This is a genomic window from Streptomyces sp. RK9 (assembly GCF_045070545.1).
GTDB lineage: Bacteria > Actinomycetota > Actinomycetes > Streptomycetales > Streptomycetaceae > Streptomyces > Streptomyces alboflavus.
The window spans coordinates 189,958-207,357 of sequence record NZ_CP173703.1 but is presented as its reverse complement, the minus strand read 5'-3'; the positions used below and the strand labels follow the sequence as shown (position 1 = coordinate 207,357).

General features: G+C 73.8%; 14 protein-coding genes. 1 reads left to right on the top strand and 13 read right to left on the bottom strand.

Annotated elements, in window-relative coordinates; all coding sequences use genetic code 11:
* Positions 1 to 3: 3 nt before the first annotated feature.
* Positions 4 to 1,797 (bottom strand): carbamoyltransferase, encoded by a 1,794-nt coding sequence (locus AB6L24_RS00930; protein WP_405650867.1) that lies wholly within the window; start codon positions 1,795 to 1,797, stop codon positions 4 to 6.
* Positions 1,798 to 1,972: 175 nt separating this feature from the next.
* Positions 1,973 to 2,923 carry a helix-turn-helix domain-containing protein gene (locus tag AB6L24_RS00925; RefSeq protein WP_405656988.1) on the bottom strand — a complete coding sequence of 317 codons (951 nt, stop codon included), beginning with the start codon at positions 2,921 to 2,923 and terminating at the stop codon, positions 1,973 to 1,975.
* Positions 2,924 to 3,035: 112 nt separating this feature from the next.
* On the opposite strand from AB6L24_RS00925, the gene AB6L24_RS00920 reads away from it, so the two are divergent.
* Positions 3,036 to 4,001 carry an oxidoreductase gene (locus tag AB6L24_RS00920; RefSeq protein WP_405650865.1) on the top strand — a complete coding sequence of 322 codons (966 nt, stop codon included), beginning with the start codon at positions 3,036 to 3,038 and terminating at the stop codon, positions 3,999 to 4,001.
* Between the two features lie 31 nt (positions 4,002 to 4,032).
* Here AB6L24_RS00920 and AB6L24_RS00915 read toward each other — a convergent pair whose 3' ends face one another.
* The 11 genes from AB6L24_RS00915 to lanKC (AB6L24_RS00865) form a co-directional block, all read right to left on the bottom strand.
* Positions 4,033 to 4,386, bottom strand: a complete 354-nt coding sequence (locus tag AB6L24_RS00915) for a hypothetical protein (protein WP_341949031.1) — start codon at positions 4,384 to 4,386, stop codon at positions 4,033 to 4,035.
* A 41-nt stretch (positions 4,387 to 4,427) separates the two neighbouring features.
* Positions 4,428 to 5,588 (bottom strand): serine hydrolase domain-containing protein, encoded by a 1,161-nt coding sequence (locus AB6L24_RS00910; protein ID WP_405650863.1) that lies wholly within the window; start codon positions 5,586 to 5,588, stop codon positions 4,428 to 4,430.
* A 119-nt stretch (positions 5,589 to 5,707) separates the two neighbouring features.
* A complete protein-coding gene (locus AB6L24_RS00905; RefSeq protein ID WP_405650861.1) occupies positions 5,708 to 6,178 on the bottom strand; it encodes a GNAT family N-acetyltransferase in 471 nt (156 codons plus the stop codon).
* Positions 6,175 to 6,693, bottom strand: a complete 519-nt coding sequence (locus tag AB6L24_RS00900) for a hypothetical protein (protein ID WP_405650858.1) — start codon at positions 6,691 to 6,693, stop codon at positions 6,175 to 6,177. Before AB6L24_RS00900 ends, AB6L24_RS00905 begins: the two co-directional genes overlap by 4 nt.
* 67 nt (positions 6,694 to 6,760) lie before the next feature.
* A complete protein-coding gene (locus AB6L24_RS00895) occupies positions 6,761 to 7,372 on the bottom strand; it encodes a hypothetical protein (protein WP_405650855.1) in 612 nt (203 codons plus the stop codon).
* 187 nt (positions 7,373 to 7,559) lie between these two features.
* On the bottom strand, positions 7,560 to 8,039 hold the full coding sequence (locus AB6L24_RS00890; RefSeq protein ID WP_380850476.1) for a carboxymuconolactone decarboxylase family protein: 480 nt from the start codon (positions 8,037 to 8,039) through the stop codon (positions 7,560 to 7,562).
* Positions 8,036 to 9,115, bottom strand: coding sequence for a dihydrodipicolinate reductase (locus tag AB6L24_RS00885; protein WP_405650853.1), 1,080 nt, complete (start codon positions 9,113 to 9,115; stop codon positions 8,036 to 8,038). Before AB6L24_RS00885 ends, AB6L24_RS00890 begins: the two co-directional genes overlap by 4 nt.
* An 89-nt stretch (positions 9,116 to 9,204) precedes the next feature.
* On the bottom strand, positions 9,205 to 10,152 hold the full coding sequence (locus AB6L24_RS00880) for a GDSL-type esterase/lipase family protein (protein WP_405650852.1): 948 nt from the start codon (positions 10,150 to 10,152) through the stop codon (positions 9,205 to 9,207).
* Positions 10,153 to 10,178: 26 nt separating this feature from the next.
* Positions 10,179 to 11,522: an MFS transporter gene (locus AB6L24_RS00875; protein WP_405650850.1), complete on the bottom strand. Its 1,344-nt coding sequence runs from the start codon at positions 11,520 to 11,522 to the stop codon at positions 10,179 to 10,181.
* Positions 11,519 to 14,092, bottom strand: a complete 2,574-nt coding sequence (gene lanKC / locus AB6L24_RS00870; RefSeq protein ID WP_405650848.1) for a class III lanthionine synthetase LanKC — start codon at positions 14,090 to 14,092, stop codon at positions 11,519 to 11,521. The genes AB6L24_RS00875 and lanKC (AB6L24_RS00870) overlap by 4 nt, the downstream gene beginning before the upstream one ends.
* 451 nt (positions 14,093 to 14,543) lie before the next feature.
* Complete coding sequence (lanKC, locus tag AB6L24_RS00865; RefSeq protein ID WP_405650846.1) at positions 14,544 to 17,156, bottom strand: class III lanthionine synthetase LanKC; 2,613 nt, start codon at positions 17,154 to 17,156, stop codon at positions 14,544 to 14,546.
* Positions 17,157 to 17,400 lie beyond the last annotated feature (244 nt).

Here is a 17,400-nt window from a genome sequence, read left to right as displayed (position 1 = left end):
GCCCTAGCGGCCGCCCGCCGGGTGCTTCTTCGTCACCACGAACCGGTCGATGACCAAGAAATCGATCTCCGTGGCGAGGAAGCACTCCAGCGCGTCCCGCGGTGAGCACACGATGGGCTCCCCGGCCACGTTGAAGGACGTGTTCAGCAGACACGGCACGTCGGTGCGCGCGGTGAAGGCGCGCAGCAGCCCCGCCAGGACGGGGTTCTGCCGCTCGTCGACCGTCTGCACGCGTGCCGTGCCGTCCACGTGACACGCGCCGGGGATGCGCTCCTGGTACTCCTCGCGCACCGGGAAGACGAACGTCATGTACGGCGACGCCTTCTTCTTGCCCATCTCGAAGACCCGGGGAGCCTCCGACGCGAGGACGACGGGTGCGAACGGACGGAACGGCTCCCGGTGCTTCACCCGGACGTTGATGATGTCCTTGATGTCGGGGAAGGCCGGGTTGGCGAGGATGCTGCGGCTGCCCAGGGCGCGCGGCCCGAACTCCGTACGCCCCTGGAACCAGCCCACCACGTTCTTCTCGGCAAGGAGTTCCGCCGTCCGCTCGGTCACCGCGGCGACGTCGGCCTCCTCCTGCCACTGGACCCGGTCCGTGTACGCGGCCAGCGCGTCGAGGACCTGCCGCTCGTCGAACGCCGGGCCCAGGTAGGGCGTGGTGACGGCATCGGCGGGCCGGTTCCTGAGCCCCGCGGTGTACACGGCCGCGCCGATGGCGACACCCGGGTCGCTGGCCCCGAAGCTGACCTCCATGCCCGTGAACGACGACCGCTCCAGCATCTTGGAGTTGGCGACGCAGTTGAGCGCGAGACCCCCCTCGAAAAGCAGCGTGTCCAGGCTGGACGCCGCGGTCAGCGCCCGCAGCTGATGCGCGGTGATCGCCTCCACCATGTGCTGGGCGAGGCCGGCGACCTTGACGCGGAAGTCGAACTCCTCGCGCTTCACGCTGTCACCGTCGAAGATCTCGTCGAACAGCGCGTAGTACGCCTGCTGGTCGCGCGGGACGGAGATCGTGTACGAGCCGTTCTCGTGCAGCCGCACCACGCGGTCAAGGAGGGGGTTGTGGAGCGGCGGCGGGCCGTACGCGGCCAGGCCCATCACCTTGTACTCGTCGTTGTTGGGCACGAACCCCAGATAGCGGGTGATCCTCCCGTAGGCCACGCCCAGCGAGCTGGTCATCTCCACGGAGCTGTCGTCGAAGACCCGGACCACGCCGTCGCGCAGCTCGCCCATCACGGCCGACAGGGTCTCCGCGCGGCCGTCGCTCACCAGGAACGCGGCGTCGCCCCCTCCGGCCAGATAGGCGCCGCACATCAGATGCGCCAGGTGGTGGGGGACGAGGGCGAGCTTGTTCGGGTCGAGTTCGTGGCCCGTGCGCCGCACGAAGTCGCCGTGCACGGCATCGCGGCTGAGCATGTCCGTGTACAGCTCGCCCGTACGGCGCAGCGAGTCGAACTTCGCCGCCACCGACAGGTCGGCGCCACATATCTGAGCGATCATCTGCTCGGCCACCGCCGGTGAGAAACGCCAGGGGAAGGCGACCATGTCGACCTCGTCGAGACCCACCCCGGCGGAGTCGAGGCACCACCGGATCGCCCGCTCGGGGAAGTCGGCCGTCTTCTTGACCCGGCTCAGCCGCTCCTCCTCGACCGCGGCGACCACCTCGCCGTCGATCACCAGCGCCGCCGCGGCGTCATGACCCACCAGAAGGTTGCGGTCGATCCCCGTCGCCCCGTACAGCCGCCCGAAGAGTTCCGCACCCCTGGTGAATCCGTTGTAACCGAGCACGATCACTGGCCCTCAGCCTCCCCAGCACGACAACAGCGGCGGGACGGCACGCTACTCGGCCGTAAACGGGAGGGATAGATGTGACGCATGAGCAGCATGGGTTCCGCTTTTGCGAAGGTCAGGGCTCCGGTTCCGTGCAGGTGGAGGCTCCGTTCTCGTGCGGGTCCGAGCCCCGGGGGGCTCAGGCGGGCCGCGCGCGGAGCACGGCCTCGGCGGCGGAGGTCCGGGCGTACAGCACCGACCGCCCGGCCCGGTGCGCGCTGACGAGACCCGCGTCGCGCAGCGCGGTCAGGTTCTGGGAGACGCCCGCCCGGGAGAGCCCGGTGCGGTGGGCGAGTTCGGTGGTGGAGGCCGGGGTCTCCAGCTCGGTGAGGAGCAGGGCGCGGGTGCGGCCGAGGACGGCGGCGAGGGCGGCGGTCCCGGTGCTGGGGCGGTGGCGTTCCCACAGGGCGCCGGTGCCGCGGGCCGGATAGGCGAGCTGCGGGGGCTCGGGCGGCGCCAGGAGGGTGAAGGGGACGGGGCCGGTGAAGACCGAGGGGATGAGGAGCAGGCCCGCGCCCGCCACCTCGCGCGGCAGGGGGCGGCTGCGACGCTCCAGGCGCAGCGCGTCCTCGTCCCAACTGACCGACGGGTGCAGATCGTTGAAGAGGTGGCCCGCGCCGTGCTCGGCGGCCTGTCGCGCCCGGTGGAAGACGTCGGCGTCGAGCACGGCCCGTATCCGCGCCCAGTAGGGGGCGAGAGCCAGCTCCCAGTAGGTCTCGATCTCCTCGGTGACCCGGGCGAGCCGGGCCTGCGGCTCGGCGTACAGGGTCTGCGCCCGTGGCCCGAGCCCTCCCCGCTCCCGCCCGAGGCGGTCGAGGTCCCGCCGCACCCGGTCCGGGGGCGTCGCCCGCACCCTGGCCAACTCCTCGGCCAGCGTGGGCGCGGGCCCTGCGGGTGCCGGGTTGAGGAAGTCGGGGACGTACCCCGAAGGCGGGACAAGGTCGGCGAGCCAGCCCCGGTCGAGCCCCGGCCCCGCGAGGCGCGGCCGGACCTGCTCGGCCCACCGCCGGTGCACCGGATGGGCGGCCCCCGACCGCAGCAGCCGGAGGCTCGGCCCGACCTCCCACATCGGCGACACGGCGAACCGCATCCGCGCGAGATCGCTCACCGACAAAGCCAGCTCCGCCTGCACCGCCACCCCAAGGATTCACGCATGCCCGAAACAATGGCCGGGACTCTACAGCGCGGAGATCATCCACGGCATGACCACAGAGACGACGACCACGGCCGGGGCCAGTGCCACGGCCGGGACCGCAGCGGCCACCTCGGGAGAGACCGGCGCCGCCGCGGCGGGCACCTGGACACTCGGCGACCTGGAGATCAACCGGATCGGCTTCGGCGCGATGCGCCTGCCGCAGACCGGGGAGGCGTTCGCGCCGGACGCCGTGCCCCGCGACCGGAACGACGCGATCGCCGTGCTGCGCCGCGCCGTCGACCTCGGCGTGAACCACATCGACACCGCCGCGTTCTACTTCTCCCGGCTCCGTTCCGCCAACGAGCTGATCAACCAGGCCCTCGCCCCCTACCCCGACGACCTCGTCCTCACCACCAAGGTCGGACCGGGCCGCGGCCCCTCGGGCGACTGGCTGCCCCACGCCACCCCCGGCCTGCTGCGCGGCCAGGTCGAGGAGAACCTGCGCCAGCTCGGCCGGGACCACCTCGACGTGGTGAACCTCCGCGTCGTCGGCACCGATTCGATCGCCGAACGCTTCGGGGCGCTCGCCGACCTGCGCGCCGCCGGGCTCATCCGGCACCTCGGCGTCTCCAACGTCACCCCGGAACACCTCGAAGAGGCCCGGGCCATCGCGCCGGTGGTGTGTGTCCAGAACCAGTACGGCATCGGCGTACGGCCCGAGCACGACGCGTTCGTGCGCGCCTGCGGCGAACAGGGCGTCGCGTTCGTGCCGTTCTACGCGATCGCGGGCACCGGACGCACCGCCGGAGCAGGCGCCACCGAGCACGAGGAGGTGCGCGCAGTGGCCCGCGCCCACGGCACCGGCGCGGCCGCCGTCCGGCTGGCCTGGACCCTGCATCAGGGGCCGCACGTCCTGGCGATCCCCGGCACCGGCGACCTCCGGCACCTGACGGAGAACGTGGCCGCGGGCGCGCTGCGGCTCTCGCCGGACGAGCTGACCGCCCTCGACTCCCTGCACCGGCGCACCGCGTGAACCCACGAGCACCGAGGGCCGGTCGGGCCGCTCAGCGCCCCAGGCGCTTGATCCGCTCGAACGGATACCCGGCGACCGCCACCACGACCAGACCGTAGGCCGCGACGACCAGCAGTCCCGCCGTGCCGATCGCCCGGTCGCCGTCGGAAAGGAGCACGCTGCCGAGCGGCACCAGCGGGGCGACGCTGAGGATCGCCGCGCCGGTGCACCAGTGCGCGACCAGGTGGTTGGCCCGGGCGCGCAGCTCGGGGTCGCGCTTGACCTCGTCCGGGACGTCGTAGCCGACCCCGCGGTCCCCGACCTCACCCCGGCGCCCGACGCGGGCGGCGAGGAGCGACACCCCCGTCATGAGGAGGAAGCAGCAGAGGATGAAGACGTACGCCATGAGAGTGCGGGCCCCGGAGGTCTGGTGAGGTTACGTGATGATCAACAGTACTCGGCTTCCATGATCTTGAGCATGGAGTCCGACTCCCAGTCGCCGTTGTAGTTGAAGGCGAGCTGATGGCGGCCGTCCTCGCTGGAGACGGCCAGGGAGAGCCAGCCCACCATGCCCCCGCCGTGACCCCAGACGGAGCCGCCGCAGCTCGTCCTGAACCGCTGCAGGCCGAGTCCGTAGCCCGTGTCCGGGCTTTCGGGGGTGCTGACGGTGGTCTTCATCGCCTTCAGCTGGCGCGGCGGAAGCAGCTTGCCGCGCAGCAGCGCGCTGTAGAACCGGGTCAGGTCGCCGGCCGAGGAGATGATGTCGCCGTCGCCCCAGCCCTGGGAACCGTTCATCTCGGTGATGTCGTCGATCCGGTCGGGCTGGTCCCTGAACAGCTTGGAGTAGCCGCGGCTGCTCGGCCGGGGCAGGTGAACGCTGTTGCCCGGGTTGGTGGTCGCCTTCAGGCCCAGGGGCTTGATGATGCGGTCGCGGACCTCGTCCTCGTACGTCCGCTTGCCGACCTGCTCCACGATCAGCCCGGCGAGGACGTAGTTGGTGTTGGAGTACGAGTGCTTGGTGCCGGGCTCGAACAGCGGCCGGTGGGAGAGGGCCACCCTGACGTGCTTTTCGGGCGGCAGGGTGTCGTAGCGGTGCTTGAGGTAGCCCTCGCCCTCCATGTACGTCTCGCTGTACTTCTTGTCGGAGAGGTAGTCGAAGAGGCCACTGGTGTGGTTGAGGAGCCGGCGCACGGTGATCTTGCGGCCGTCGTTGCCGTTGCCGCGCACCAGGCCGGGCAGATGGTCGTCCACGGTGTCGTCGAGGCTGAGCCTGCCCTCCGCCTCCATCTGGAGGAGCACCGTCGCCATGAACGTCTTGGTGATGCTGCCGACGCGGAACCGGTCGTCCTTGCCGCGCGGCTCGCCCGTCCTGAGGTTGCCGACGCCCGACGCCGCCTTCCACACGCCGCGGCCGTCCCGCGCCTGGGCCGTGACGCCGGGGATGCCCGCCCGCACGGCCGCGTCCATCGCGCGCTGCGTCGCCCCGTGGCCGGGCGCCGTGGCCGCGGGGTCCGGCGAAGCGTGGGCGGGGGCCGTGAAGGCGGTGGCGGCCACCGCCGCCACCACGAGACCCACCCCACCGATCCTGGACCTCTTGCGTAATGCCATCCCGTTCTCCTCATCGTCGTCTCCGTAACAAGACCGAGCAGGGTGACGAACGGGTTGAGAAGGGCCAGAATTCTCTGTTCCTCTACAGCGAGTGGGTCTGGGCCATGCGGCCCGGAGCGTCAGTCCTGAACCGGCAGGGAGTAGCGGAGCTTCTCCTTCGCCCGGGCGCCCAGACGGTCGTAGAAGCGGATCGCGCCCTCGTTCCACGCGGGCGTCTGCCACTGCACCTCGTCGGCACCGAGGGTGCGTGCCTCGGCCACGACGGCGTCCATCAGCGCCGCGCCGAGGCCCGAGCCGCGGCTGTCGGAGCGCAGGAAGAGGCAGTCCATGTGGAGGTACTCGCGGCCGTCCCACGTCGAGATCTCCGGCGCGCAGGTGGCGTAGCCGACGACCTCGCCGTCGGCCGCCTCCGCCACGAGGCAGCGCAGACGCGGCGCGGGGGTCTCGAAGAGGAGGACGCCGAGCCGCTCCGCGAGGTCGGGCACGGGCGGCGCCGCCTTCTCGTACACGGCGTGCTCCGCGGCCAGTTGCGCCACCCGGGTCAGGTCGGCGGGGCGCGCGTGCCGCACCGCAGGCCGGGCGGGCGTCATCGGACCTCTCCCGACAGGACGTCCTTGCTCCACGCCACCACCCGGTCCGCGACCCGGCCGCCCCCGTCCAGGACGTGCCGCGTGAACGCCTCGCGCTCATGGGCGAGCAGCGCCGCCTCCCACACGCACGGCGCGAGCCCCACCCGCCCCGGCCGCAACTGGTCGGGCTGTCCGGCCGGGCCGACGAACACCGCCAGGTCGGACATGTGGCCCTCGATCCAGGTGGAGACGAGGACGTAGTCACCGTCGCCGCCCGCGTGCACGATCAGCACCGCGAGGCCCAGCGAACCGCGGGCGCGCCCCAGTTCCAGATGGGCCCCCGCGAGCCGCAGCGCGGCCGCCTCGTCCTGCGGCGTGACCGTACGGCCCGGCGCCTGAAGCGCGTACACCTTCACCACGTGACCACCGGCCTCGCGGACGGGGCGGGCGCGGACGGTCCGGGCGTGGTGCCCGTCGGCCAGGGCCAGCAGCGCCTCGGTGTCGAGGCCGGGCGGCATCTCTCGGAGATCACTCATCCGGACATGATGCCCTGGCCCGGCCGACAGGAGACCGGGGACCAGGGCAACTGCGCGAAGCCGTCCGTCAGTACAGCTTCTTCACCGCCGTGGCCGTCGTGGTCTTGAACGCGGACACCGGGGCGTCGGAGAAGTCGCCCATCTGCCCCCAGTGCACGAGCGTCACCGTCCTGCCGTCCCGGCCGACCGCGTACATGTTGATGTCGGACGCACCCCAACTCGCCTCGGTGTGGACGCCGTAGACGTGCGCGCCCTCCTCGACGTTCACCTTGCCGTAGTACTTCTGCGCCGCGGTGACGTCGGGGTACTGCGCCATCACCTTCTTCGCGCAGCCCGCGAGGTCCTTGCGGAGCAGTTCGGCGAAGGCCTTGGCGCGCTGCACGTCGCGCTCGACCACCGTCACCTGCAGGGCGCCGGTGTCCAGGTCCGTGCGGAAGGCACGGTGCACGGACGTCGACGGCAGCGCGTCGCCGCCGCACATCGGCAGCGGGTCCGGCTGGCCGGAGGTGACCGGACCGGCGTGCCAGGCCGACGACGCGTGCGGCGGCAGCTCGGACGCGGACAGAAAGCGGGGCGTGCCCTCGGCGGCGGCGGCCGGAACGGTCCCCACCGCCACGCCCGACGCGGCCACCACGGCGGCCATCGCCAGCAGCTTCACGTTCACACGCACACTCATCATCGACATCTCCCCACGTCGGATGCGCCGGCCCGCCTCTCCGGGCCGACAGGACCGCCCCACGGCGACCTACGCCCCGTACGACCCGCGGGCCCCGGCACCCGTTGCCCCCGCGCATGTCACGGCTCTGTCCGTCATGTCACCGAACGGCAACAGCCGTACGCGGCAGGGGAGTCGGCGTGCGAAGCCGTCAGTGCGTGGGCAGGACGCACACGCTGTCGATGCCGAGCACATGGTTGAGTCTGCCGAACGCGAGCCACGAGCCGATGCTCATGCTCAGCTCCACGATCTCCACCTGGCTGTAGTGCGCCCGCATCCGCTCCCAGAACGCCTCGTCGAGACCGTGGTGGTCCAGGGCGTACCGCTCGGCGTACTCGGCGGCGAGCCGGGTGCGGTCGTCGAAGGCGTCGGTCGTGCGCCACGCGGTGACCGCGTCCGCGAAGCCGTCCTCGACCTTCTTCCCGTCGCGCTCGGTGCGCCAGTCCAGGCAGAAGACGCACCCGTTGATCTGCGCGGTCCGCAGCCGCGCGGCCTCGAACTCGCGCAGTCCGAGGGTCGTGTGCTCGTAGACCGCCATCGAGAAGTTCGCGGCGGCGGCACCGATGCCGGGGACCATCTCGCCCCACACGTACCCGATCGGTTCCTTGCCCTCGGGAATGTCGATGATCATGGCAGCTTCCTTCCCAGGCTGCCCACCGCGGGCCGCAGCGGGACGTCGAGGGCGTCGTAGAGTCCGGGCTCCGCCGCCGCGAGCCAGTCGACGGCGCCCACCAGGCGACCCACCGCGGTGGCGTTGCCGCCCGCCGACCGGTTCTCGCCCTCGTCGCTCGCCTCGACGGTGACCGCGATGCGCGGACGGCCCTCGATGAGGACGCGGTGCGCGCCGTCGCCGTCCGGGGGAGTCGGCCAGTCCGGGGCGCAGGAGGGGTGGATGCGCGTGACGTGCTCGATGACGATCCGGGGCTCGCCCGCGACGATGCCCTGCACCTCGAACCGCACCGCGCCCTGCGTGCCCGCCTCGAACCGCCCCATCGTCCGGGTGGTCACGGCCGCGTCGAGCGGGCGGCGCTCCACCGTCTCGCGGATCTCGTCGAGTTCGACGCCGAGGGCGCGGCACATCAGCCGTATCTGCCCGCCCCACACCATGGTCGGCACCGACTCCGCGAGCATCAGCGGCTCGTACGCCATCGGGTGCCCCATGCCGATGAGATCGCGGACCGAGGTCTCCTGGTCGTACGTCGAGTAGTCGAAGATCTCCTGACAGCGGATCACGTCCATGGTGGTGCCGAGCCCGCTGACCAGGAGCGGCAGCACGTCGTTGGCCCAGCCCGGGTCGACGCCGGACACGAACAGCGAGCCGCCCCCGGCCGCGACCGCGGCGAGGACCGGATCCCGCAGTTCGGGCGGGGCACCCACCTTGTCGTAGAGCGCGTACAGCGACGGCGTCACGACGACGGCCCCGGCGCCGATCGCCCTGATGACGTCGGCCATCGCCTCGTCCGGGCGGATGTCACCGGACGCCGCGTACACCACGGCCCGCGGCCGGGCGGCGAGCACCGCGTCGACGTCCTCGGTGGCCGCGACCCCGAGCCCCCGGCCGAGCCCGGCGAGCTCCCCGGCGTCGCGGCCGACCTTGGCGGGGTCGTGCACCACCACGGCCGCCAACTCCAGCGCCGGATGGGCGTCGACAGCGCGGATCGCCGCGCGCCCCACATTGCCCGTGCCCCAGACCACCGTGGAAATCATGCGGCGGAGGGTAACGACAGGGCCTCGCACTTCCTAGAGGCACGACCGCACCTTGTGCGCGCGACGCGGGGCGGGGGAGCGCCCGGACGTCAGCGGCTGAGGGCGTACAGGTGCCGGTGCAGCGCCTGATGGCCCTCGGCGGTGGGGTGCAGGCCGTCCACGAGGAGCCCGGCGTTGTCGCGCAGCGGCTCCCACACGTCGAGGTGGTCGACGTGGTGGTCCGCGCACCAGTCCCGCAGGAACGCGCGCAGCGCCAGGGCCCGGGCCTGGGTGAAGCGCAGGCCTTCGTAGTCGTGGGTCCGGGACTCGTCGACCCACGTCGGTCCCGCGACGACGAGGCGCGCGTTGTGGCTCAGGGCTGTGGCGGCCAGTGCGCGCAGACTGGCGGCGAGGTCCGTCAGCCAGTCGTCGGGCGCCGGTCCGGTGAGCGGGAGCGCGGAGTCGTTGATGCCGGCGGCGACGAGGAGCGTGTCGGGCAGGCGCGGGGCGAGCAGGGCGGGCGTCTGCGCGCTGACGTCGCGCAGGGTGCTGCCGGGGACGGCGAGGTTGAACACCCGGTGCTCGGTCTCGTTCGCGGCGATGTGGGTGGCCGCGAGGCGGGCCGCCCAGCCGCCGTCGGGATCGCAGCGGCCGTACGCGATGCTGTCGCCGACGATCACGATGCGGGCGGCCGGGCGCAGCGGCTTCGCGTCCAGGTAGGCCCAGGCACTCTCCCCGGACGACAGCAGGACCCGGCGGCGGACGTAGTCGTCGACCTCGTAGGCGTCGGCCGCGGCGAGGTCGTCGTCGGTGAGGTGCAGAACGGCGCCCTCGACCGCGGAGCCGTGCCTGCGGGCCAGGGTGAGGTGGACGTCGAGGCCGCTGGTGGCGATGACGGCGGGGTCGGTGATCGGCAGCGGCCTGGTGGTGTGGCCCGCGAGGGAGGCGGGGGTGCTGGGGACGGCCCGGCCGAACAGGGACGTCTGGACCCGCTCGTCAAGGAGCGTGCCGAAGGAGAACAGGGTGTGCGGGCGGAGCGGGTTCACCTCGGGCGCCAAGGCCTTTCTTCCGGGAAAGCGGAAGATCATCCTATGTGCGCGTCACCGGCCTCGTCCGGCCGGGGGACCTGCGGCGTCGCAGGTGGGGGCGGTGAAGGGCGGCTCTCGTCCGCCGCGTTCTCCGGGATCTCCGGCTCGCCCCCGGGCGACCGGAACGTCCCCTCGCCCGGCGACACCGCGGCCAGCACCGCGAGCAGCCCCCCGAAGACCAGGAACACCGCGGGCGTCGGCATCCCCTCCAGCATCACCCCGGCCAGTGCCGCCCCCAGCGGCGGCGTGGCCATGAACAGCAGCCCGATCGTGCTGTTCGCCCGGCCCTGGAGGTGGCCCGGGGTGTGGCGAAGCCGGGCGAGGGTCATCACCGAACCGGAGACGGCCACCGCGAGGGCACACCCCGCGAGCAGCGCGGCGAGCGCCGTCGCCGCCGAGGTCAGGGCCATCGCGCCGACCAGGACCGCGCACACGACACCGGTGGAGAGCAGGAGCGTGGCCGGCCGCAGGCGCCGGCCCGCGAGCGGCGCCAGCATCACCCCGGCCATCGCCCCGACCGCCGAAGTGGCCGTGACCATCCCGACGGACAGCGCCGACACCCCCTGCCGGGCCGTGGTCACCACGATCGCCAGATACACCCCGTCGAACACGAAGTTCTGCGCCGACGCCACCAACGTCAGGCGCCGCAGCAGACGTTGGCGCCACAGGAAGCGCAGCCCCGTCGTGAACGACGGCCACCAGCCCTCCCGCGCCCCCGGCGGCGCGCCAGGACGCACCCGGAGGGCGAGGACGCAAGCCACCGAGACCGTGTACGAGGCGCAGTCCAGCCAGAACGGCCAGCTCGCCCCCACGCTGAACAGGGCGCCGCCGACCACGGGACCCAGCAGGTAGGCGGCCTGTCCGCGCACCTGGTTGACGGCGAGGGCCGTGGGCAGCTTGGACTCGGGCACGACCTCCCGCACCAGCGGCAGCACCGCCGCGTTGAACGGGGCGGTGAGGAATCCGAGCACCGCCCCCGCGACCAGCAGCACCGGCAGCGACGCGAGTCCGGCGAGGACCGCCGCCGCGAGCGCCGCGCTCGCCACCGCACGGCCCGCCTCGCAGAGCAGCAGCACCGTGCGGCGGTCGAACCGGTCGGCGATCGGCCCCGCGGGCAGGCACGCGAGCGCGAGCGAACCCGTCCACACCGCCTCCACCAGGCCGACGTGCAACGGCGATCCGGTGGAGCGCAGCACGAGCAGCGGCAGCGCGATGGCGGACGCGCCCGAGCCGAGCAGGGACAACCCCTGCCCGGCGCACAGGAGTTGGAAGTCCCGGTTGCGGCGGAGGCTGTCGGACGCGAGGGCCCCCCGCCGCACGGCGACACCCCCCTGCCTCACCTCGGCACCCCGACCGGCGTCCGCGCGTCCAGGAACGGCAGCGCCGTGTGGCGCGGATCCCGCGGACCGCCCCGCAGCGCGGTGTGCACGGCGAGCAGCACCCCCGCCGTACCGGTGGCGAGGTCCATGGAGAGGCGGAGCAGGCCGTCGAGCGCGAAGGCCCGACGCCCCCGGAAGCGCACGCTGTGGAGGCCCAGGCCGCGCAGGTGCGGAGCCAGTGCGGGGCCTGGGCCGGTCAGATGGGCGGTGGCGTGCAGGAGCCCCGCCTGACCGTCCAGGAGGCCGGGGGAGAGCAGGAGTTCCGTGCCCAGGCCGTCGCGGATGCGGTCGCGTACGCGTGCGAAGCAGGGGTCGTCGGTGCGCCGGACGTACGCGTCGAGGACCAAGCCGATCCCGGCGCTGCCGCGGTCGAGGGTCGAGAGCCACCGCTGCCCGTCCCTGACCTGGACCCGGCCCTCGCGCGGCGCACCGCAGCGGCCGAGGTCGCGGGCGAGGGCGGTCTCCGCGAGGCGCAGCCACCGGTCGTCGTCCGTCGCCGCGTGCAGATGGACGAAGAGCAGGGCCGGGCCCGACCAGCCGTGGGCGAGCCCCACGGCGTCGGTCGGGCCCGGCAACCGCCCCCCGCCGGTGACGGTCCGCGCGAGACGCTCCCCCAGAGCCCGCGCGGCGTCCACGTCACCGAAGCGCAGCCGCGCCAGACCGATCCCCGCGAGGCCGCCGAACAGCCCCGCGCCGCACCGGTCGAGCCCGATGCCGTCGATCCGGTCGAGGGCCGCGCGCCCCTGGTCGGTCCGGCCCAGCTCGTCCAGGACGTACGCGACGCCCGCGAGCCCGTCGTACAGCCCCGGGCGCGGCCAGCGGGTGCGCTCGGCCGCCCCCGCCAGCCAGTCCACGTACTCCTCGAAGGCCCCCTCGAACGCGGGGGCCTCGCCGTACCCGCAGACGAGCAGCGCGTGCAGGACCCCCGCCGCGCCGAACGCGAGCGAGGCGCCCTGGTTGTCGAACTGCCGCACGTCGCCAGGGAAGAGACGGTCCTCGCGCTCCGGCGTGGCGCTGAGCCGGATCGCCTCGGCCAGCGAGTCCAGGGCGGGGCCGACGTCGGCGCCGGGCGCCTGCGGCCAGGGCGAGCCGTCCGGCGGGAGGTCGTCGTCGGCGCGCGGCCAGTGCGGCGGCGGGGCGAGCCGTTCGCGCAGCGCGGCGGTGAACTCGGGCCGCACCGGGAAGCGCTCCCGCGTCCAGTCCGTCAACTGGACGTACTTGTCCCGGTCGAAGCGCAGCAGCGGTGTCAGCGGACAGAACAGCGCGAGGCTCACCGCGGCGAGCCCGTACTCGTCCACGGACCGCCCCGATCGCGCCCAGCGGGCGGTGAACCCGGGCGTGCCGAGGGCGGGCCGGTGGTCGTCGGCCTCCTCGAACGCCGTCTCGAAGTCGACCAGGCACACGCTGTCGTCCGGGCGCACCATGATGTTGCCGGGCTGGAGGTCCCCGAAGACGACGCCCCGCGCGTGCAGTTCGGCCACCGCCTCCTCGACGCGGCCGATGAGGCCCAGGGCCCAGAGCGTGTACGCGGCGACGTCCGACTCGTCCGTGCCGTCCCGGAACAGCGGATGCCGACGGCCCACCGCCTCCTGCAGGGTCTCGCCCTCGATCAGCTCCTCCACCAGGAAGTGGTGCTCCCAGTGCCGGACGCGGCCGTGCAGCGCGGGCACGCAGCCGAGCCCCGCGAGGTGCTCCAGCATCTTCTGCTCGTGCGCGAGCCGGGCCACGGCGTCCGCGCCCCGGTCGTCGAGGCCGGCGTGCGGGCGCGCCTCGCGGAGCACCACGCGGTGGCCGGTGCTCTTGTCCACGGCGCGGTAGACCCCGCCGCCGTTGGAGAAGTGCAGCGCCTTCTCCACCCGGTACGGGAAGCCGCCCGGCGCGGCCGCCCGGGACGCCTCGATGCGCGCCGCGAGGAAGCCGGGCGGCTCCACCCACGGCGGCACCCGGAACGACGTGCCCCGCACATCGGGCAGCAGGACGCCGTCGGGGCCCTCGATCGCCGGGACGTACTCGCCGTCCGGCGCGAAGCAGTAGGCCAGGTGGAACCCGCCGTAGCGCACGTACAGCGGGCCGTCCTGCCAGCGCAGGTCGCTCAGGACGTACGCGCCCTCGATCCCGCCGAGGAGTGCGGTGAGCCCGGTCAGGGTCCGTTCCAGCTCCCGCTCGTCGGCCGGGTAGACGGTGACGAGCTTGCCGCTGGCCGAGCGGGGCGCCTGCTTGCTGTTCATGTGGTGGAGGAGCACGGGGCTGCGCAGGAACTTGAAGCTGACGGAGTGCCTGGTGCAGTGGTCCCAGACGGTGTTGACGACGTGCTCGGCGCGGTCCGCCGTGGCCGAGGCGTGGATCTTCCAGCCCTGCCGGGGCAGCGGGACGCCGTCGCGGTGCAGGCTGATCCAGCCGCCGCGCTCCGTTCGCACCCACCCCGAGGGAGCCGGACTGCCGGTGCGCGCGAAGCGCTGCCCGGTGTCGTCGATGCGGTCGAGCGCGTCCACGAAGCAGTCGTCGGCGACGAGGTGGCCCTGAGCGAGCATGGTGCGTGCTCCTTTCCGGAGTCGTGCGGAGTGCGGAGTCAGGGGTGCGGAGTCAGGGGTGCGGGGTCAGGGGCGCACGGGGCTCCTGGACCGGGAGAGGTCCAGGAGCCCCGGCTGCCACCGGTGGCACCGGTCGCCCGCCGGCCGAGAGGGGCCACGGCCGGAGGGCTATCGGGGTGGCAAGCTGTGCGTCAGGCGACGCCGCGGGCGCTCTCGAAGCTGTTGGCGCAGGGCCACAGGGAGGGGGCCTCCTCCTCGAGCTCCTGCAGTTCCAGGATCTCCGCCATGTGTGTCACCTCCTTGGGACGGTCGCTGTGGGTGGCGGGCGGACGCGTGGTGCGGCGCGCGTCAGCCCATGCCGATGCTGCTGTGCGAGCTGTTGGCGCAGGGCCACAGGGAGGGGGTCTCCTCCTCGAGCTCCTGCAGGTCCAAGATCTCCGACATCCGAGAATCACCTCCTCCCGTCTGCTGGTGCGGACGGGGACCGCGGGTCGAGGTAGGGCAGGACGGACCCGCCCCCCTCGAACGCGGAGTCGAGGGCGAGCAGGACCCCCGCCGCGCCGGTCGCGAGGTCCGCGGACAGGCGCAGCATCCGGAAGCCGGGGAACGCGAGCTGCCCGCGGTAGGAGTGCGCGTACCAGGCCATGCGGCGCACCTGGGCGCGCGCGGCCTCCCGGTCGCCGGGTCCTTCCATGGCGGCGAGCACGGCGACGGCGCCCGCCCGGCCGCGCAGCAGCCCGGCGTTGCGCACGTACAGGGCGCGGCAGGTGTGCCGCACGGCGTCGAGCGTGGCGGCGAGGCCCGGGTCGGGGCGGCGGCGCAGCAGCGCCCGCAGCGGGAAGGCGAGCCCGCCGCTGCCGCCGTGCAGGTACGGCAGGTGGTGGGTGCCGTCGAAGAGCGTGAGGGCGCCGTCGGGTCCGGTCGCGCACCGGGCGGTGTCGAACCCGAGCGCGCGGTCGGCGAGTTCGAGGAAGCGGGCCCCGCCGCCGTCCTCGTACAGGTGCAGGAAGAGCAGGGCGATCCCGGCCGGGCCGTGCAGCAGGCCGTAGGGCGGGGGAGTGCCGGTCCGGGGCGCGGGCGGGCCGTCCACGACGAGCGCGGCGAGGTCGTCGGCGATGCGCAGGGCCGCGTCGTGCAGCGCGGTGTCGTGGGTGACGCGGGCGAACCGCAGCAGGTTCAGGGCGATCCCGGCCTGGCCGCCCGCGAGGTCGGGACGGACCACGCGGGCGTCGAGCGGACGGGAGCGTTCGAGGACGGCGAGGGCGCGGTCGCGGTGGCCGAGCAGGTCCAGGGTGAGGGCCACGCCGTGCAGGCCGTCGAGGAGGCCGGGCCGGGGGTCGGGGTCGCGGGTCGCCGCGTCAGCGAGCCAGTCGGCGTACGCGCCCGGGACGGGCGCCCCCACCCGGTGCAGCGCGTACAGCACACCGGCCGCGCCATGGCCGAACGACGTCCCGCCGAGCGACGCCGGGCCGAACGGCGTGCCGGGGAACAGCCGGTCGGTGCGCTCGGGCGTGGCCATGGCGTGCAGTCCGGCCACAAGGCGCTCGCGGAGGGCGGGCCAGTCGGGCTGCTCCGCGGCGAGTGCCCGGGCGTCGTCCGCGGCGTCGGCGCGGTCGGTGTCGCCCGGCCGCGCGCCCCGGCGCAGGCGTGACAGGAGGGTGGCGCCGAAGTCCGGGGGCAGCGGGTAGAGCTCGTCGACCGTCTCCGTGAGGACGCGCAGCGTCGCGGGGTCGCGATGCGGCACGGGAAGGAGGAGCCACAGCCGCAGCGCGTCGAGGAGGTGGCTGTGGGCGGCGGCGCCGCGCAGGCCGACCGGCGCGGTGAAGCCTTCCTCGCCGACCGTCGGGGGCCGGTCGTCCGTGAGGTCGGTGGCCGTGCGCAGCCGGGTGAGGACGACGCGGCCGTCGGGGCGCAGGACGATGTGCTCCGGGTCGAGCTCGCCGAGGCGTACGCCGCGCCGCTGGAGGGCGGTCAGGGCGTCGGCGACGCGGTCGGCGACGTCGAGGGCCCATTTCGCGTAGTCCGCGGCCTCGCTCCGCGCCCGGGCCTCGGTGGTCAGCGGGAAGGCGGCGGCAGCGGCCTCGGCGAGGGTGCGGCCCTCGGGGGCCTCGACGGCGAGGAAGTGGTGCCCCGCCCGGACGTGCCGGCCGACGACGTCGGGCACGCAGTCCAGGTCCGCGAGGCGTTCCAGGAGGGCGCGTTCGCGGGTGAGGCGGGTGACGGCGTCGTCGCCGCGCACGTCGAGGCCGGCGTGCGGGCGTGCCTCGTGCAGGAGGACGGGCCGGTCGGTGTCGGACGCGGTGGCGCGGTACGTGCCCTCGCCGGTGGTCAGGGACACGGCCCGGACACCGAGGTAGGGGAACGGGGACCGCGGCGGGGCGAGCAGGGCCTCCAGGTCGGCGTGCAGGACCTCGGGCAGGGCGACCCAGTCCGGGAGGCGGAAGACCGGGCGCCGGTCCTCGGGCACGAGGGTGCCGTCGGGCCGTTCGAGCGCGGGCACCAGGTCGTGCTCGTCGCCGGGGGCGGTCGGGTGGCCGCCGGCGGGACATCGCCGGTCCTCCGCGGCGGCGTAGCGCACGTACAGCGGGCCCGGGCCGTGCCGCAGCGCGCCCGGGACGTACGGTCCCGGCAGCGGTTCGAGGAGCGCGGTCAGGTCCCCGAGGGCGGTGGCGAGCCCGGCCTCGTCGTCCGGGTGCAGGACCAACAGGTCGGCGCTGGTGAGGCGGTCGGCGCGGACGTCGGCGAGGGCGCGGGCCGCGGTCACGCCGCGGACCAGGTCGCAGGCGAGGCCCCGGTGCACGCAGTACTCCCGGACGATCTCCGCCGTGCGCTCCAGCTGCGGCAGCGTCACCGAGACGTGGATCCGCCAGCCCTGGCCGGCCGTGCGCGCGCCGGGCGGCCGCAGCCGCACCCACCAGCCGGCCTCCGTGCGCTCCCAGCCGCGCGGCGGTTCGCGCAGGACGGCGGACAGCCGGTCCGCGGCGTCGTCGGCCAGTCGCTCCGGGAATTCGAAGAAGTCCGGGTCCGCGCGGTAGAAGCGGTCGTAGTCCTGAAGTTTCATCATGGCGCGGTCCTTTCGGCCGGAATGAGGAGCCGGACCCGCTGCGGGCGGCGGCTCGGGGACTGGGTGACGCGGGGAATCCGGGGGAGAACTGGGGCGGAATACGGGCGAGTTCCGGACAGAAGTCGGCTGCTTTCTGGACAGCGGGAGGAAGGGGTGGCGGGCCGGAAGCGGAGGGGTGACGGCGGGGCAATGGCCGACCGGTGTCCTGCGCGGAATGCTGTTGCGCGAAGGCGATATGACGATG

Excerpts from the sequence above, each read along its gene's own strand:
- AB6L24_RS00925 (WP_405656988.1), bottom strand. The coding sequence starts at position 2,923 with ATGCGGTTCGCCGTGTCGCCGATGTGGGAGGTCGGGCCGAGCCTCCGG.
- AB6L24_RS00920 (WP_405650865.1), top strand. The coding sequence starts at position 3,036 with ATGACCACAGAGACGACGACCACGGCCGGGGCCAGTGCCACGGCCGGG.
- AB6L24_RS00915 (WP_341949031.1), bottom strand. The coding sequence starts at position 4,386 with ATGGCGTACGTCTTCATCCTCTGCTGCTTCCTCCTCATGACGGGGGTG.
- AB6L24_RS00910 (WP_405650863.1), bottom strand. The coding sequence starts at position 5,588 with ATGGCATTACGCAAGAGGTCCAGGATCGGTGGGGTGGGTCTCGTGGTG.
- AB6L24_RS00905 (WP_405650861.1), bottom strand. The coding sequence starts at position 6,178 with ATGACGCCCGCCCGGCCTGCGGTGCGGCACGCGCGCCCCGCCGACCTG.
- AB6L24_RS00900 (WP_405650858.1), bottom strand. The coding sequence starts at position 6,693 with ATGAGTGATCTCCGAGAGATGCCGCCCGGCCTCGACACCGAGGCGCTG.
- AB6L24_RS00895 (WP_405650855.1), bottom strand. The coding sequence starts at position 7,372 with ATGATGAGTGTGCGTGTGAACGTGAAGCTGCTGGCGATGGCCGCCGTG.
- AB6L24_RS00890 (WP_380850476.1), bottom strand. The coding sequence starts at position 8,039 with ATGATCATCGACATTCCCGAGGGCAAGGAACCGATCGGGTACGTGTGG.
- AB6L24_RS00885 (WP_405650853.1), bottom strand. The coding sequence starts at position 9,115 with ATGATTTCCACGGTGGTCTGGGGCACGGGCAATGTGGGGCGCGCGGCG.
- lanKC (WP_405650848.1), bottom strand. The coding sequence starts at position 14,092 with ATGCTCGCTCAGGGCCACCTCGTCGCCGACGACTGCTTCGTGGACGCG.
- lanKC (WP_405650846.1), bottom strand. The coding sequence starts at position 17,156 with ATGATGAAACTTCAGGACTACGACCGCTTCTACCGCGCGGACCCGGAC.